This window comes from Cystobacter fuscus DSM 2262 (assembly GCF_000335475.2).
Classification (GTDB): domain Bacteria; phylum Myxococcota; class Myxococcia; order Myxococcales; family Myxococcaceae; genus Cystobacter; species Cystobacter fuscus.
Window position 1 is genome coordinate 292,720 of the sequence record NZ_ANAH02000014.1, and the last position, 15,362, is coordinate 308,081.

Genomic DNA, 15,362 nt, shown 5'->3' on the forward strand with positions numbered 1-15,362 from the left:
GGCGCTAGGGCAGGGTGACCGGAGCGCGGTAGTAGTCCTGGACGCGGCTGATCCAGTAGTAGCCCTCGGTGGGCTGATCCTCCGGGTAGCTCCCCGGCTGGGGAATGGCGCGCGTGCTCACTCCGACTCCGGCGCCCATGAGGATGGCGACGACTCCCGCGTTGGCCGCCTCGGGAATGTGCGAGCCCCACGTCACCGTGCTGCCGCTCACCGAGACCTTGGGATCGCCCCACAGGTTCTTGGAGAACCAGGCCAGCCGGTTGCCCGAGAGCGTGATCCGATCTCCGAAGAAATAGGGAGCGGCGGACTCCTCATACTGCTGCACGGCGTTGGACAGGAGCGGGAACGTGCCCGAGGCGTTGTACGCGGTGGGGCTGCTCTGCAGGGTGCCGTTGATGTGTCCGGCGGGCACCTGCCAGAGCACCACGGGCAGGGACAGGGTCTCCTTCAGGGTCCGCACGAACAGGAGGTAGTTGTTCCAGAGGTCCGCGTTCCAGAACCACAGTGAGGTCGCCGGATCATTGGGATTGGCGCCCGCCGCCCCGGCCCCATCCAGGCCATACTTGTCGATGGAGATGAACTCGGCGTTTCCGTACTTCACGCCCGCCTTCAGGGCGAAGCCCGCGTTGGCGCGCGCGTTCTCCTGGATGCGCGTCTTGCCCGCCTCGAGCCCATACACCTCGGTCGCGTGAACGATGCCGGTGCTCGGAGCGCCGGGAGCGGCCCAGAGGTTGAGCTGCCAGCCGAGGAAGGCCTTGGGGGTGTACTTGCGCAGGGTGTAGTTGATGCTCTGGACGAGGCCGGTCAGGGTGTTGGGGAAGGTGGGATCCACGCCCCGCTGGAGCACGCCCGAGTCGTACACGGCGTAGGTCGCCGCGGGCATCTGCGCGGGGTCATTGCCATATTGCGGCCCGTACTGCTGCTGGATGTAGCCGAGGGTATCGGGCTCGATGACGTAGCCGATGCGGCCCGTTCCGATGATGCCCGTCGCGGTCTGGCCCACGTCACGCAGACCCTTGAAGTACGTCGTGAGGAAGGCGGCGCTCTGCAGGTTGCCCCAGACGGCCGCGGGGCTGTCGGTGTTTCCACCAATCCCATACACCACGTAGATGGGCGTCATGCCCTGTTCCTTGCTCTTGTTCGCAAGGCGCACGGCGCGGTCATGCCACTCGGAGATCTGCGAGCCACCGTTGAGGTACAGGTAGCCGTAGTCGAGGCGCTTGCCGGCGGGGAAGAGCGGATTGACCTTGGTGAAGAACCGGTCGGTGCCCGTGAAGGGCTCGTAGACGGTGCCGAGCGCCAGATAGCTCGGGTGCCATGAGCCAGTGGGAGGCGGGGGCTCCGTCGTCCCGGGCGCGGTGCTGGCCACGAGCGTGCTGCTCACCGTGGACAGGTTGCCCGCGTTGTCCTTGGCCTTGACGGTGTAGCTGTACTGCGTCGACGGGGAGAGGCCGCCGTCCGTATAGGAGGTGCTGGTCGCCGTACCGACCTGGGTGCCATTGCGGAACACGAGGTAGCCGGTGACCCCGACGTTGTCGGACGCCGCGTTCCAGGCGAGGGAGATCTGGGTGCTGGTCGTGCTCGTGGCCTTCAAGCCCGTCACCTGGGTGGGCGGAAGGGTGTCACCGCCGCTGGTGGTGCACGGGCCGATGAGCTTGTACCAACCGCTCGCGGTGCCGAGGACGGGGTCCGCGGACCAGATGGAGACGAGGGCCTCGTACAGGTTGGCCTTGTAAACGACCCGGCTGCCCGGCGGATAGATGGTGCTGGCATTCCACTCGGACACGCCAGTGCAGCTCTCCAGGGCCGCGAGGGCCGTGCTGGTGCCCTCCGCTTCGGCGCTCCCATCCGGTTGGCAGGCGGAGGTCGCCAGGGCGAGACAAGGTAGCACTCGCAGCCATCGCGGGGCCTTCCACGGGTGGACGGACATCTTCGGCTCTCCTTTGGAATGGGGGCTCCGGACGCAGCGGACCGGAGCGAGTACCAGGAAGAGCGTGGGACTCATTTTTTCGGGTCAACCCGTTATTCGGATTCTCCACGGAAAGTGGAGGCCGTGCTGTTTTGAACGCAGGAGGACTTCCTCGTGCTCCAGTCCCCAGGCCACACTCTCGGTGTCTGTTTCCAATCCAGGCAACGGAGGAGGTGCGACTTGTCCATTCGCCGTCAGGTCGGTGCAGTGCTCCTGGCCCTGGTCGTGGGGGTGCTTCTCGAAGGGTGTGCCACGGGTCATCCGCGCGGGAGCCTGGGACGTGGTGTCGGCCGCCATTCGTCTCCTTCCGCGCCCGTGGAGGATCGAGGAGGCGCGGGCGGTTTCCCCGAGGAGGTGGTGGACGCATTCCAGGCGGTACAGGAGGCCAGTGGCCTCGGGGAAGAGTTCCGGCACCCAGCGGGCGCGGCGCTCTACCTGGAGCAGGCCCGCCAGCTCCTGCGCGGACTGGCCAGGACGCCGGTGACGCACCGGAGCTTCGCCCCACGTCGAGTGCTGTTCTGGTTGCTGCGCGAGGTGCTCGAGGGCGGCGAGCGCGTGGAGTACGCCGACCTGAAGTGGCGGACCGAGCGCTTCTGGCTCCTGGTGATGGTTCGTCCGGACGGCTACCTGGTGGCCGCGCTCACCGGAGAGCCCCTTCAGCGCATGGGCCCACTCCGACTCGTAGGGGGCGAGTGGAGGGTGGGTGCGCTCGCGGTGGGCGACTTCTACTTCTCGCGCGGGGGAGTCTTCTATGCGGTGAACGACGCACTGCGGCGTGGGGATGGCCTGCCCCTGAGCGAGTTGGGCCTGGGGAGAGACCCGCTCAGTGCCGCGCTCGACGGGGCCCAGGATGCCGTGGGGGAGATGGCGGTGGCGCTCGCCCAGTCCATCCTGCACCCCATCCGCACCTTGGAGGACCTGACGCAACTGCCTGGCACGGTGGCGAGCCTCATCGCCGCGTCGCCGGAATACTTCGCGCACTACGGCGCCATGTCCTGGGAGGATCAGATCCGTGAGGCGGCGCGCCTGTCCACGCACGTCATCATGATGCTCGGGGGCGCGGAGGCCTCCCTGGGGCGCATGGGCGGACTGGGGGCGGAACTGCCGGTGCTGTCGCTCTCGGCCCGGGGCGAGCTGGTGCTGAGCGGCGCCGTGGTGGCGGGAGGAATGGTGACCTCCACTGCGGGAATGGACCTGGGCGCCCTCTCCATCCTCCACATGGCGGCAAAACGCCCGGGACGCACCGGTGGCGCGAGCGCCAAGGTGGGGAAGCCCGCCCAGACGGTTGCGGCGAAGGGGCCCGGCAAGTGGACGTACAAGAAACCCACCATCGAGTCCAAGCAGGCCCTGGATTACCAAGAGCAGGTGACGGGACGGCCCGCCTGGTACGTGTACATGGTGGGGAAGATGGAGTTCGACGGCTTCAACGGCAAGGAACTGCTCGAGGCCAAGGGGGCAAGCTACAAGAATTTCCTCATGAAGGATGGTACAGCCCAGCCTTGGTTCGAAGGCGGAAAGGGGTTCAAGGGGCTGATGGAACAGGCTGAAAAGCAGTCTCAGCTCGCCAAGACGCTGAAGCTGCCGCTGGTGTGGCACGTGGCCGAGGCGGAATTCGCGAAGTTTCTCCGAAGGGTCTTCATAGACAATGGTCTGGAAAACATCGAAGTCCGCCATACACCACCGACGCAGTGAGGGGTTGCATGTACGAGCGGTTCTACGCAGGGGCGTATTGGGGACCTCGGAAGGAGACGGCGCTGGAGTGTGCCCGGCGTGCGGACCTCTTCTTTCACATGCTGGCGCGGTGTGATCCGACGTTCACCCAGTGGTACAGAGGGGGAGGGGGCGCCCCTCGCACGCTTCCTGGCCACCCTGTCCGAATGGATGTGCAGGAGTGGGAGCAACTATTCCTGCGCGGAATGCTCCGCACGGACGTTGGCAAGGAGGTCATCAAGGAGTTTGGCTTCAGGGAGTACGTCTGGAACGCGAAGAACAAGGAGCGAACCCGCATTGAAATGCGTTGTGGTGCTTACTCCTCAGGAGCGGTGAATTCGTGCTTGTTCAGACCGCCAGAGGTGAGCCCACTGCGCGAGCGGATCCTGTGTGCCCCACTGCTGGCCGAGGTGCTCACCAGCGTGGCCACCGCGTGGGACCCTGACTTCGCCATGGTCAGCTCTTCGGAGATGGTGGACCTTGTCCAGAAGCGCAGAGGTGAAGTGCGGTTGGGCTGGTTGACGTATCTGTCGCGCCGGCTGGGCACGGTGCCGCCACTGCCCGCCCCCGTGCGCATCGAGCCGGTGGGGACTCTCGGCTGGCTCCTCGTCCTGTCCCCCGAGCCCATGAGCGCGAGCAACCCCGAGCACGTCGCCTTCACCTCTCGTGTTCGCGAACTGCTCGACCGCGCCGGTCTCATCCGACGTCCGGACCCCGTGACCGGTGAGGAATGATGGGAGGCGTGCCTCCCCTTCTGTCCACTCCGGGTCACCGGCCCACCCGCCGCCGGTGTGTCAGGGAGGTAGGCCCCGCACATCGAACGTGGTGGGACGCCTCGCATCCGCTACATTGCCGGCGCCGCACTCCCGGGCTGCCGGGGCAGCAATGTCGAGACTTCCATGATGCCATCGGTACAAGAAACAGACGTGCTCATCTCCGGCTGCGGTCCGGTGGGCGCCCTGACGGCCAACCTCCTGGGACTGCATGGGATCCGCACGCTCGTGCTCGATCGCGAGCTCGCCCACCATGGCCAGCCCCGCGCCATCACCTGTGACGACGAGGCCCTGCGCATCTACCAGTCCGCCGGCTTCGCCGAGGTCATGGATGCCCACATGTACACCTGCCCCGAGGTGGAACTCGTGGGGGCCTCGGGCGAGCTCTTCGCCCGGCTCGGCATCCAGGAGACGGACTTCGGCAACGGCTACCCGGCCCTGCGCTTCTTCAGCCAGCCCTATGTCGAGCGCGTGCTGCGTCAGGGCGTGGCGCGCTTCCCCCACGTGGAGCTGCGGCTCGGCCAGCAGGTGGAAGCCTACACCCAGGACGCTCAAGGTCTCACGGTCACCGTCCGGGATGTGCGCCACGGCACCGAGCACACCGTGCGTGCCCGCTACCTCCTCGCGTGTGACGGGGGGCGCAGCACCCTGCGACGTCTGGCCGGCATCGACATGGTGGGTTCCACCTATGACGAGGGCATGGTGGCCGTCTCCCTCCTGCTGCCCGAGGAGCCCCCGGCCGTGTGCCGCATGGTGTGCGACCCCCACCGCCATGTCTTCGTCACCCGGTGCGCCGGCAACGAGCTGCGCGTGGAGTACATGATCCGCGAGGACGAGAAGGCCGAGGACATGATCCGGCCCGAGCGCATCCGCGAGTTCATCTCCCCGTACGTGGATCCGGATCGCGTCACCGTCCTGCGCGCCGCCCCCTACATCTTCAACCGCCGCGTGGCCTCGCGCTGGCGTGACGGCCGGATGTTCCTGCTCGGCGATGCCGCCCACCTCATGCCGCCCGTGCTCGGCCAGGGGTTGTGCTCCGGCCTGCGCGATGCCGCCAACCTCTCCTGGAAGCTCGCCGCCGTCCTCCACGGCCAGGCCGACGAGTCGCTCCTGGACACCTATGAGCTGGAGCGCCGCCCCCACGCCGAGGCCATGCTCCAGGCCAGCGTGAACATGGGCCGGCTCGTGCTCACCGGCAGCCGTCCGCTCGCCTTCCTGCGCGATCGGGTCTTCCAGGCGATCGACCGCATCCCGCGCGTCCAACGCTTCATCCGCAACCTCGAGTTCAAGCCCCGGCCCCTCATCCCCCGGGGCTTCATCCTGGGCGAGTCCCGGGGCCATCGGAACGCGCCCGAGGGGACGTACTTTCCCCAGCCCTGGGTGGAGGGCCCCGGTGGCCGGGTGCTGCTCGATGAGCTGCTCGGCCCGGGCTTCGCGGTGCTCGTCCACCCGGACACCCAGGAGGCCTCGGTGCGAGCCGCGCAGGTGCTCGCCGACAGCCTGGGCGCCCGGTGTCTGCGCTTCCGCGCGCCGCGCTCCAGCAAGGCCCGGCCGGGCGAGGTGGTGGACAGCGACGGCGCGCTCGAGGCGTGGTTCCAGCAGCACCAGGTGGAGATCGCCGTGCTGCGCCCCGACCGCTACCTCTTCGGCGCGGTCCGGGGCACGCACCTGGCCTGGTTGGCCTCGGCCCTGCGCCGACGGGTGCATGGGCCGTTGCGTTTCGTGGAGCCCCTGCCCGCGCCCCTGTCGGGAGCCAGCTCCTCGGCGGTGTGAGGGCGTGGGGCGCGGGAAGTTCGACTGACTCAAGGGAGAGCGGATGCTCAGACAGAAGTTGTACATCACGGGGTTGGTCCTGCTCGCCGGGACGTCGGCGTGTGCGCAGGGGCGGGCCGCGGCGGCAGGGACGGCGGCCACCACCCCCGCGGCGAAGGTGGGGGCGCGAATCCAGGAGCGGACGCTGAAGAATGGCCTGAAGGTCATCGTCTGGCCCGTGCCCGCCAATCCCAGTGTCTCGCTCTACAACTGGTTCCGTGTGGGCAGCCGCAACGAGCGGCCCGGCATCACCGGCCTGTCCCATTTCTTCGAGCACATGATGTTCAACGGCGCGAAGAAGTACGGGCCCGGTGAGTTCGATCGGGTCATGGAGGCGCATGGCGGCCGCAACAACGCCTACACCTCCGAGGACGTCACCGTGTACCAGGACTGGTTTCCGCGCTCGGCGCTGGAGACCATCTTCGATCTGGAGGCGGACCGGCTCTCGAGTCTGTCGATCGATCCCAAGGTGGTGGAGAGCGAGCGGGGCGTCGTCTACTCCGAGCGGCGCTCCAGCGTGGACAACGACAACTCTGGTCTGCTCATGGAGCAGGTGCAGGCCACCGCCTTCGTGGCGCACCCCTACCAGATTCCCGTCATCGGCTGGCCCTCGGACATCGAGGGGTGGACGCAGGGCGACCTGGAGCGCTACTTCCGCACCTACTACGCGCCCAACAACGCCACCCTGCTCGTCGTGGGCGCGGTGACGCCCGCGGACATCTTCGCCCTGGCGGAGAAGTACCTCGAGCCCATCCCCGCCCAGCCCGCGCCCGAGCCCGTGCACACCGTGGAGCCCGTGCAGCAGGGCGAGCGCCGGGTGGTGGTGCGCAAGCTCGCGCAAGCGCCCCTCGTGCACATGGCCTTCCACGGTCTGCGCGGCCGTGACGCGGATGCCCCCGCGTTGGATCTCCTGGTGCGCATCCTCACCGAGGGGGATTCCTCGCGGTTGCACCGGCGGCTGGTGGAGGAGGAGCGGGTGGCCATCCGCGTGCAGGGCTCCCGGGGCGCGGGGTTCGACCCGTCGTTGACCTGGGTGTTCGTGGACTTGCCCCCGGGTGGAGATCCGGCCCGGGTGGAGGCGCTGCTCGACGAGGAGCTCGCCCGGGTGGGCACCACGCAGGTCACCGACGCGGAGCTGCGCAAGGCCAAGAACATCGCCGTGGCGGACTTCTGGCGCTACCTGGAGACCAACAGCGGCCGGGCCCAGGCGCTGGGCACCTACGAGGTGTTCCACGGCGATTGGAAGGAGCTGTTCCGCGCGCCCGAGCGCTACGAGGCGGTGACGCGCGAGCAGGTGCGGCAGGTGGCCGCCAAGGTGTTCGGCCGGGACAACCGCACGGTGGGCGTGCTGGTGCCCGAGACGGCCTCGAGCGAGGCGGAGCAGAAGCAGGAGGCGGCGCGATGAAGGCGTGGACGAAGACGGCGCTCGTGTGGGGACTCACGGCGTCCATGGCGGGAGCCCAGCAGCCCCCGGTGGCCGCACCCAAGCCCCAGACGGTCCAGCGCGACGCGGCGCGAGACTCGGTGAAGCTGCCGAAGGCCCGGGTGCTGACGCTGAAGAACGGCGCCCTGGTGCAGTTGGTGGAGACCCACGACGTGCCGCTCGTGTCCTTCACCGCGCGGCTGCGCGGCGGCGCCCTGGGAGATCCCGAGGGCAAGGAGGGCTTGGCCGCGCTCACCGCCGAGCTGCTCCAGAAGGGCGCCGGCGCGCGTGATGCCCGCCAGTTCGCCGAGGCGGTGGACAGCGTGGGGGGCTCGCTCTCGGTGTTCCCGGGCCGCGAGTCGCTCGACGTGATGGGGCAGTTCATGTCGCGCGACACCGCGCTCATGGTGGAGCTGCTCGCGGACCTGCTCCAGCGGCCCCGGTTCGATCCGGTCGAGCTGGAGAAGACGCGTGCGCGCATGGTGTCGGAGCTCGCCGCGGAGAAGGATGGAGATCTGCGGGGCCTCATCGGCACCTACTTCCAGGCCTTCCACTTCGGCGCGCACCCGTATGGGCGGCCCCTGGGGGGCAGTGAGTCGTCCCTGGCTCCGCTCCAGCGCGAGGACGTGCTGGCCTATGCCCGGGCGCACCTGGGCGGCGATCGGCTCATCCTCTCCGTGGTGGGGGACTTCGACGCGAAGCAGCTCGCGTCGCGGCTCGAGAAGGCGTTGGGGGGCTGGGCCCGCGCGGCCTCTCCGGCTCCCGTGGCGCCTCCCACCCAGCCCCTGAAGGGGCGGCGCGTGCTGCTGGTGGACAAGCCCGACGCCACGCAGACGTACTTCTGGGTGGGCAACACCGGCATCTCGCGCACGGATCCCTCGCTCGTGGACGTGACCCTGGCCAACACGGCGCTCGGGGGCCGTTTCACCTCGCTGCTCAACACCGCGCTGCGAATCAAATCCGGCCTCACCTACGGCGCGGGCTCCGCGGTGGTCACCGCCACGCAGCCGGGCGTCTTCGCCGTGTCCTCGTACACGAAGACGGAGTCCACCGCCCAGGCCCTGGATCTCCTCCTGGAGGTGCTCACCGGCTACCGCCAGCGGGGCATGGACGCGGCCACGCTCGCCTCCACCCAGGAGTACATGCTGGGCCAGTTCCCGCCCACCCTGGAGACGAGCCTGCAACTGGCCACGAAGTTCTCCGAGCTCGCCTTCTACGGCCTGGACGCGCGGGACGTGGACGACTTCGCCACCCGGGTGTCCAGCGCGGAGCCGACGCGCGTGCTCGCCGCGCTCCAGCGGGTGGTACCCGCCTCGGAGGATCTCACCCTGGTGCTCATCGGCAAGGCCGCGGACATCCGCGAGACGGCGCGCAAGTACGGCCCCGTCACCGAGATGCGCCTGAGCGATCCCTTCTTCGCTCCTCGCCAGGCGGCGGGCCGCTGAGGCGGGTGGGGCGCGCTACTTCGTCGCGGGCGTGGCGCGCCCCAGGCACCGCTGGAAACGCTTGTTCACCGACTGGGCGAACCACGCCGTGGAGCGGTCTCCGCTGAGCTTGGGGCTGCGGATGACCACCGACGGCAGCCGCGCGTACTCCGGGGGCTGGCCCGTCACCTCCTGGTACGTGCGCTTGATGGCGCTCCAGGTGTCCGTCTCCTCGAAGGCGAGCGTCTTCTCCTCGCGCACGTCCTTGCGCACCCGCCGCTCGCTCAGGTCCGGGGCGTAGCGCCGCCGGAAGGTGAGGATGGCCTCCAGGGTGTGGCTGTCCGTGTCCAGGGGCTCGCCCTGTTTGTCGTAGGCGAGCAGATCTCCATCCGCCACCAGCTCGATGCCGGTGAGCCGGCTCACCTGGCTCTGGAGCGCCGCGTTGCGCGAGGCGTAGAAGCCCGCGTTGTAGTCCGCGAAGCGGTACACGGGCTCGGCGTAGTGGGCTTCGTAACCAAGCAGCCGGGCGGTGCCGTAGTACACCCCGCCGCCGCGCGTGTAGAGCTCCTCGCGCACCCGCCGCTGTGCGCGCTCATCGTCCTCTCCTCCCGCCAGCTCCTCGGAGAAGCGCACACTCACCTGCATGGAGCCCGCGGTGGTGATGGGGTTGAGGTCCTCCAGCCGCCCGGATTGGAAGAGGGCGCTGGCCAGCTTCGCCGCAGTGTAGGTGCTGGGAAACTCCGTCTCGTAATACTCCATCAGCTCCCGGAAGACGCGGTCCAGATCCCTCTCCGTGCGCACCTGCTCCAGGCGCTGCGCGAACGTCCGCTTTTCTCCAGGTGCCTTGCCCCCGAGGAGGGCCGCGAGCGCCGGAGGGCCGAAGGGCCCCAGCTTGTCCGCATAGGTATCCAATTTCTGCTGGACGATGCGTGCCAGGCCCGGCACCGCCGGGTTGGGCTGGAAGCCCGACTCCTGCTCGATGACGGCGAGCACCGAGCACACCGCCTCGAGCGAGGGGTGGATGCGGTGGGCCTCCAGGGCCGCCAGGACGTCCTCCGCCCAACCCTCCCGCTCCTTCACGTTCGCGGGCACCAGCCGCACCGCCTCCTCGGTGCTGACGCGGGGGGGAAGGGGCTCGGTCCGCGCGGCCTGGCGATGGGCGCACCCGCTCAGGGCGCTCAATACACAGACAAACAGAGCCGCCGCATGCCAGCGGACACATCCAGACGCGTATGTGACGAAAGACTTCAAAACCATGACGTCCCCTTGATTCGCGAAGAATTGCTATGAGAACTAGATGGCCACTTCATTGAAGGAAGGGGGGGCCATGACGACTCGGATTCTGAGAAGTTTTTGTATGACATGGCTGGGCGTGAGCCTGGCTGCCTGTGGTTCGACGGAGACCGTGAACGAGGAGGCGGTGCGCGCGGGCGACAAGGATGTGGACATCCAGATGGCGCTGTCGCGCTTCAAGGATGTGCGCGTGGTGGGCAGCGAGGCGGGGGTTCCCTATGCCGTGACCGGACGTCTGGGGAAACTGTCGTCCGCGGGACGTCTGGACGCGGCGGGCATGAAGGATGAGCTGCGGGAGGTGATGGCTCACCTCGCCCCCATCTTTCGCGTGGACGGAGGGGATCTGGTGCTTCAGCGCTCCCGGGTGGACGAGCGGGGTCACCAGCACCTGCGCTTCCAGCAGACCCTGAGGGGGCTGCGCGTGGTGGGCGGTGAGCTCGTGCTGCATGTGGATGAGACGGGCAACCTCTATGCCCTCAACGGCACCGTCCGCCCGGGCGAGGCCGCGGCGTCCAAGGCGAGCGTGGCACCCGAGGCCGCGCTCGAGGCGGCCGTGACGGGCTCGTCCGCGCTCGGTGCCGTGGCCCGGGGCCCGGCGCGACTGCTCTACGTGCTGCCCGAGCACGCCGTGGAGCCGCTGCTGGCCTATGAGGTCCGCGTGACGGGCGCGCGCGCGGGCATGCCCGCCGATGATCTCGTCTACGTGGACGCGCGGCGCGGCGGCATCCTGCTCGTCAATCCCCGCATCCATTCGGCCCTCGACCGCAAGGTGTACTCGGCCGACAATGGCACCTCCACGCCGGGCACGCTCAAGCGCTCCGAGGGGCAGGCCGCCGTGGGTGACGCCCATGTCGACACGAACTACGACATGCTGGGCACCACCTACGATTGTTACAAGACACTCTTCAATCGCGACTCGTACGACAACGCGGGCGCCGCGCTGATCAGCACCGTCCACTATGACAGTGAGTACGTCAACGCCTACTGGGATGGGACCCAGATGGTGTACGGGGATGGCGATGGCGTGAACTCCACCGAGCTCGGCCTGGATCTGGACGTGACGGTGCACGAGCTCACCCACGCCGTGACGGACTCCGAGTCGGACCTCGTCTACTCGGGGGAGTCGGGCGGCCTCAACGAGTCCATGTCCGACATCTTCGCCGGCGTGTGCGAGAGCTGGTCGCGTGGCTGGGCCGTGGACGCGGACGTCTTCAAGGTGGGCGAGGACATCTGGACGCCGGGCACGGCGGATGACGCCCTGCGCTACATGGACGATCCGGCCCTGGATGGGGACTCGCTCGACTTCTACGGGGACTACTCCCCGGGCGTGGACGTGCACTACAGCTCGGGCATCAGCAACCTGGTGTTCGCGCTGCTGTCCAAGGGCGGCACCCACCCGCGCGCCAAGACGACCCAGAACGTGACGGCGATTGGTCCGGAGAAGGCCGGACGCATCTTCTACAAGGCCAATACGGATCTCTTCACCTCCAGCACCACCTTCGAGCAGGCCAAGACGTACACCGTCCAGGCCGCCGAGGCGCTCTTCGGCGTGGGCTCGGCCGAGGCCGCCGCGGTGAACGCCGCGTGGCTGGCCGTGGGTGTGCCCCCTCCGCCACCCGTCACCACCGCGCTGACCAATGGCGTGCCCGTGAGCGGTCTGGCGGGAAGCTCGGGCAACAAGAAGTACTACACGCTGGAGGTGCCCGCCGGTCTGCCCAACGTGGTGTTCGACCTGAGCGGCGGCTCGGGCGACGCGGACCTGTATGTGAAACAGGGCTCGGTGCCGACGACGGGCTCGTATGACTGCCGCTCGTTCAAGATTGGCAACACGGAGAAATGCACCTTCTCCAGCCCGGCGGCGGGCACCTGGTATGTCCTGATCTACGCCTACACCTCGTACTCGGGCGCGAGCCTCAAGGCCACGCATGAGGCGGGGGGCCCCGTGTCCGTGAGCGTCAGCGGCTCGCCGGCCCAGGGCCAGCAGATCCTCCATGGCCCATACAGCGTGGTGGCGGGGACGACCTTCAAGGTGGTGATGTCGGGCACGGGTGACCCCGACCTGTACGTCCGCTTCGGCTCCGAGCCCACCACCACCTCCTACAACTGCCGCCCGTACTACTCCAACGCCATCGAGCGGTGCGAGCTGGCCGTGCCCGCGGGTGAGACCCGCGCGTACATCATGGTGGATGGCTTCACGGCGGCCACCTACAACCTGGCCATCAACTACACCCGGCCGTAGTCGACACGCCGGGTGGACGGACCGCGGGCGGCTCTCCCACGAGGAGGGCCGCCCGTGGTGTTTTCAGGCATTCCCGAGCGCTCCGGGGGGGGGATTGTGTCGAGAATACATTTTTTGATAAATTAAGAATTATTCGCCCCCAGTGTAAGTCGGCGGCGGAATTCTCCCGTGGAGAGGTAGTCAAATGCCCTACCTTGCGAGGCCAGCGAAGAGGGATCAGCGCCCGGGAGGCTTCACCCTCGTCGAAGTGCTGATGGTGACGGCCATCCTCGGGGTGACGACCGGGCTGGCGCTGGTGGCCTATGAGGCGGTGGGCCGGCGCGGGGCGCTGCAGAGCGCCGCGTTCGAGTTGCAGGGAGTGATGAGCACGGCGCGCACGCGGGCCTCGTCGGCGAGCCATCCGGTGTGGGTCGTCTTCTATCCGGCGGGGGGGCGCGGCACGCTGAGCACCGGCACGGGCGCGTTCCTGGTGGTGGAGGATCGCCAGAGCGTCTTCGCGCGCAACCCGCGTGGGCTCTTCGAGCTGCCGTTCACGGTGGACGCGAAGGGGAGCACGGGCGGCGTGTCCGCCATCTACTACCTGGACGACTACAGCAAGAAGGTGCGCTTCGGGGCGCTGACGCCCGGGCGCACGGACGCGTTCGGCGCGCCCTTCCTGGGACTCGCGGTGCAGACGTGCAGCTTCTGCTCGGGCACCGACAGTCCGAGCGGCGCCATGGGGTTCTACCCGGATGGGAGCGCGCGCTTCGTGGACGGCACGGGCCGGTGGATCACCACCACCAACCAGTCGCTGGCCTTCAGCAGCACGCAGGGCGTGGGCCAGTACCTGTTCGCCATCTCGGGACCCTCTGGGTTCATGGCCACCTTCTCATCGGACAAAACCTAGGAGGAACCACCGTGGACTTCACCTCCCGCCGTCGTGTCCGCAGCCGTCGCTCCGCCCCACGGGGTGTGTCTCTCATCGAGGCGATGATCGCCGCGGTGGTGCTGCTCATCGGGCTGATGGGCGTCTTCCAGGGGTTGCTGCTGGCCAGCCGGCAGAACGCGAACGCCAACCAGGCGACGCGCGCCTCGGGCATCGCCTCGCAGGTGCGCGGGGCGCTGGACACGCTGGGTGGCAATCGGGTGGTGGGCGTGCCGGGTTACAAAGGCCTGCTGACCGGCGCGGACTGCAACCCCGGCGCGGAGGTCGCCGCGCTCACCGGCGGCCTGGAGAAGCTGCAGCCCGGTAGCGGCGAGGCCTGGGCCGTCCGCTGCATCTTCGACCTGGACGCCTACGAGCGCGCGGCGGGTGCCCACCGGCTGCTGCCTGGCTACTCGGAGGCGGACTTCGGCCGCTTCCGGCGCGTGCTGGTGATGATCGACAAGCCAGACGAGGCCACGGGCGTGCCCATCCACCAGGTCATCATCGTGGTCTCGTGGATGGAGGTCACCGAGCGCCGGTACGTCCGCCAGTACGTGAGCTTCTACGACTCCGGTCCCTTCGCGAACGAAATCAACGTCGAGATCTGACCGCTCCCCCATGCCTCATTCGAATCGCCTCCCGACCTCCGCATCGCGCGGCTTCACGCTCGTCGAGCTCATGGTGGGCTCGGTGATGACGACGATCATTCTCGCGGCCGTGGCCACCGCCCTCATGGGCGTGCAGGGGGCCTTCCAGCGCGAGTCGCGCGTGAAGGTGGCGGTGGAGGGATTGCGCACGACGACGGGCTTCATCGAGCAGCGGCTGCGCATGGCGGGCTACGGCGTGGATCCTCGCTTCGCCTTCGACTTCAGCGGGGCGGCGATTCCGGATGGCGCCAAGTCCAACTACGCCGTGGTGCTCGGTGGCTCCCAGCCCAACTCCATCACGGATGACCTGGCCTTCCGCTACCGGGACGCGGCGTGGATGCGCCGGGGGCACCTCGCGGGCTCCACCGTCGTGCTGGAGGACCCCGGGAGCACGTTCGGCGTGAGCTTCAACAAGGGCCAGCTGCTGCTCGTGTCGTGCGTGGGCAGCCGCGACTACGTGGTGATGAAGGCCGGCGCGGCGGGGGTGTCGGCGGAGGCGAACGCGTCCGGCGGCTTCGTCCTGGATCCGGCCCTCTCCTCCGTCCCCATCCACACGCCGTGCCTGTCCAGGGCGGGCAGCAGCGCGCCCTACCTGATGATGATCCACGTGATGCGCCTGCGCATCGTGGCCATGGATGGCCGCCCGTTCCTGATGGCCTTCCAGGGACTGGACGAACTGGACTTGTCGAGCGCCGTGCCGCTGGCCGCGGACGTGGAGTCCTTCCAGGTGGCCTACGTGATGAACCGGCCGGTGCCGGGCAGCCCCAACGCGGGGGTGCAGGCGGTGGACTTCAACTCCCCGGTGTCCAACTGGGTGTTGGGGGACACGGGCAGCGCGCTCGCGGACCGCACCCCGGACCCCACCGCCCTGCCAGCGCCCGTCTTCAAGCTGCCCTACGAGGATCCGGCCCGCTACAACCGGCACCCGGCCAACATCCGCGCCGTGCGCCTGAGCATCGGCATCCGCTCGACCACCCCCGAGTCCAATGGGCGCCGCGCCTTCGAGCGCGTGGAACTGGAGGACTCGGGCGAGGTGGGGCCGGCGGATGGTTACTACCGCACCAACATGACCACCACCGTGCGCGTGCCCAACATGTTGTCGCGCTCGACCTTCAATCCTCCGGTGGGTGACGAATCCTCCGGTCTCAACGTGTGGGGAGGCTGATCC

At 68.4% G+C, this 15,362-nt stretch carries 11 protein-coding genes; 9 read left to right on the forward strand and 2 right to left on the reverse strand.

Translation table 11 applies throughout. The features are described 5' to 3' along the window. Positions 1-4 precede the first annotated feature (4 nt). Positions 5-1,930, reverse strand: coding sequence for a fibronectin type III domain-containing protein (locus D187_RS25055; RefSeq protein ID WP_002621740.1), 1,926 nt, complete (start codon positions 1,928-1,930; stop codon positions 5-7). Positions 1,931-2,149: 219 nt separating this feature from the next. Here D187_RS25055 and D187_RS50290 point away from each other — a divergent pair, with 219 nt between their 5' ends. The 5 genes from D187_RS50290 (at position 2,150) to D187_RS25080 (ending at position 9,132) form a co-directional block, all read left to right on the forward strand. After that, complete coding sequence (locus D187_RS50290; protein WP_155893559.1) at positions 2,150-3,661, forward strand: Tox-REase-5 domain-containing protein; 1,512 nt, start codon at positions 2,150-2,152, stop codon at positions 3,659-3,661. A gap of 8 nt (positions 3,662-3,669) precedes the next feature. Then, positions 3,670-4,413 (forward strand): Imm52 family immunity protein, encoded by a 744-nt coding sequence (locus tag D187_RS59270; RefSeq protein ID WP_043431502.1) that lies wholly within the window; start codon positions 3,670-3,672, stop codon positions 4,411-4,413. A 165-nt stretch (positions 4,414-4,578) separates the two neighbouring features. Beyond that, entirely contained in the window at positions 4,579-6,225 is a 1,647-nt protein-coding gene (gene mhpA, locus D187_RS25070; RefSeq protein ID WP_020918257.1) for a bifunctional 3-(3-hydroxy-phenyl)propionate/3-hydroxycinnamic acid hydroxylase MhpA, read from the forward strand. Between the two features lie 43 nt (positions 6,226-6,268). Then, positions 6,269-7,669 (forward strand): M16 family metallopeptidase, encoded by a 1,401-nt coding sequence (locus tag D187_RS25075; RefSeq protein ID WP_002621751.1) that lies wholly within the window; start codon positions 6,269-6,271, stop codon positions 7,667-7,669. Continuing rightward, positions 7,666-9,132, forward strand: a complete 1,467-nt coding sequence (locus D187_RS25080; protein ID WP_002621753.1) for a M16 family metallopeptidase — start codon at positions 7,666-7,668, stop codon at positions 9,130-9,132. Before D187_RS25075 ends, D187_RS25080 begins: the two co-directional genes overlap by 4 nt. Positions 9,133-9,147: 15 nt before the next feature. Here the strand turns inward: D187_RS25080 and D187_RS25085 are convergent, their stop codons facing one another. Next, positions 9,148-10,293, reverse strand: a complete 1,146-nt coding sequence (locus tag D187_RS25085; RefSeq protein WP_245591813.1) for a DUF1615 family protein — start codon at positions 10,291-10,293, stop codon at positions 9,148-9,150. Between the two features lie 175 nt (positions 10,294-10,468). Here D187_RS25085 and D187_RS25090 point away from each other — a divergent pair, with 175 nt between their 5' ends. The 4 genes from D187_RS25090 to D187_RS25105 all read left to right on the forward strand — a co-directional run bounded on the left by D187_RS25090 (position 10,469) and on the right by D187_RS25105 (position 15,359). Further along, positions 10,469-12,643: a M4 family metallopeptidase gene (locus tag D187_RS25090; RefSeq protein ID WP_155893560.1), complete on the forward strand. Its 2,175-nt coding sequence runs from the start codon at positions 10,469-10,471 to the stop codon at positions 12,641-12,643. A 184-nt stretch (positions 12,644-12,827) separates the two neighbouring features. Next, positions 12,828-13,529 carry a pilus assembly FimT family protein gene (locus tag D187_RS25095; RefSeq protein ID WP_002621758.1) on the forward strand — a complete coding sequence of 234 codons (702 nt, stop codon included), beginning with the start codon at positions 12,828-12,830 and terminating at the stop codon, positions 13,527-13,529. Between the two features lie 11 nt (positions 13,530-13,540). After that, positions 13,541-14,155 (forward strand): type IV pilus modification PilV family protein, encoded by a 615-nt coding sequence (locus D187_RS25100; protein WP_002621760.1) that lies wholly within the window; start codon positions 13,541-13,543, stop codon positions 14,153-14,155. A 10-nt stretch (positions 14,156-14,165) separates the two neighbouring features. Beyond that, a complete protein-coding gene (locus D187_RS25105; protein ID WP_002621762.1) occupies positions 14,166-15,359 on the forward strand; it encodes a prepilin-type N-terminal cleavage/methylation domain-containing protein in 1,194 nt (397 codons plus the stop codon). Positions 15,360-15,362: the final 3 nt, after the last annotated feature.

Coding starts and splice junctions, on each gene's coding strand:
- D187_RS25055 (WP_002621740.1), bottom strand. CDS start 1,930: ATGTCCGTCCACCCGTGGAAGGCCCCGCGATGGCTGCGAGTGCTACCT.
- D187_RS59270 (WP_043431502.1), top strand. CDS start 3,670: ATGTACGAGCGGTTCTACGCAGGGGCGTATTGGGGACCTCGGAAGGAG.
- mhpA (WP_020918257.1), top strand. CDS start 4,579: ATGATGCCATCGGTACAAGAAACAGACGTGCTCATCTCCGGCTGCGGT.
- D187_RS25075 (WP_002621751.1), top strand. CDS start 6,269: ATGCTCAGACAGAAGTTGTACATCACGGGGTTGGTCCTGCTCGCCGGG.
- D187_RS25080 (WP_002621753.1), top strand. CDS start 7,666: ATGAAGGCGTGGACGAAGACGGCGCTCGTGTGGGGACTCACGGCGTCC.
- D187_RS25090 (WP_155893560.1), top strand. CDS start 10,469: ATGACATGGCTGGGCGTGAGCCTGGCTGCCTGTGGTTCGACGGAGACC.
- D187_RS25095 (WP_002621758.1), top strand. CDS start 12,828: ATGCCCTACCTTGCGAGGCCAGCGAAGAGGGATCAGCGCCCGGGAGGC.
- D187_RS25105 (WP_002621762.1), top strand. CDS start 14,166: ATGCCTCATTCGAATCGCCTCCCGACCTCCGCATCGCGCGGCTTCACG.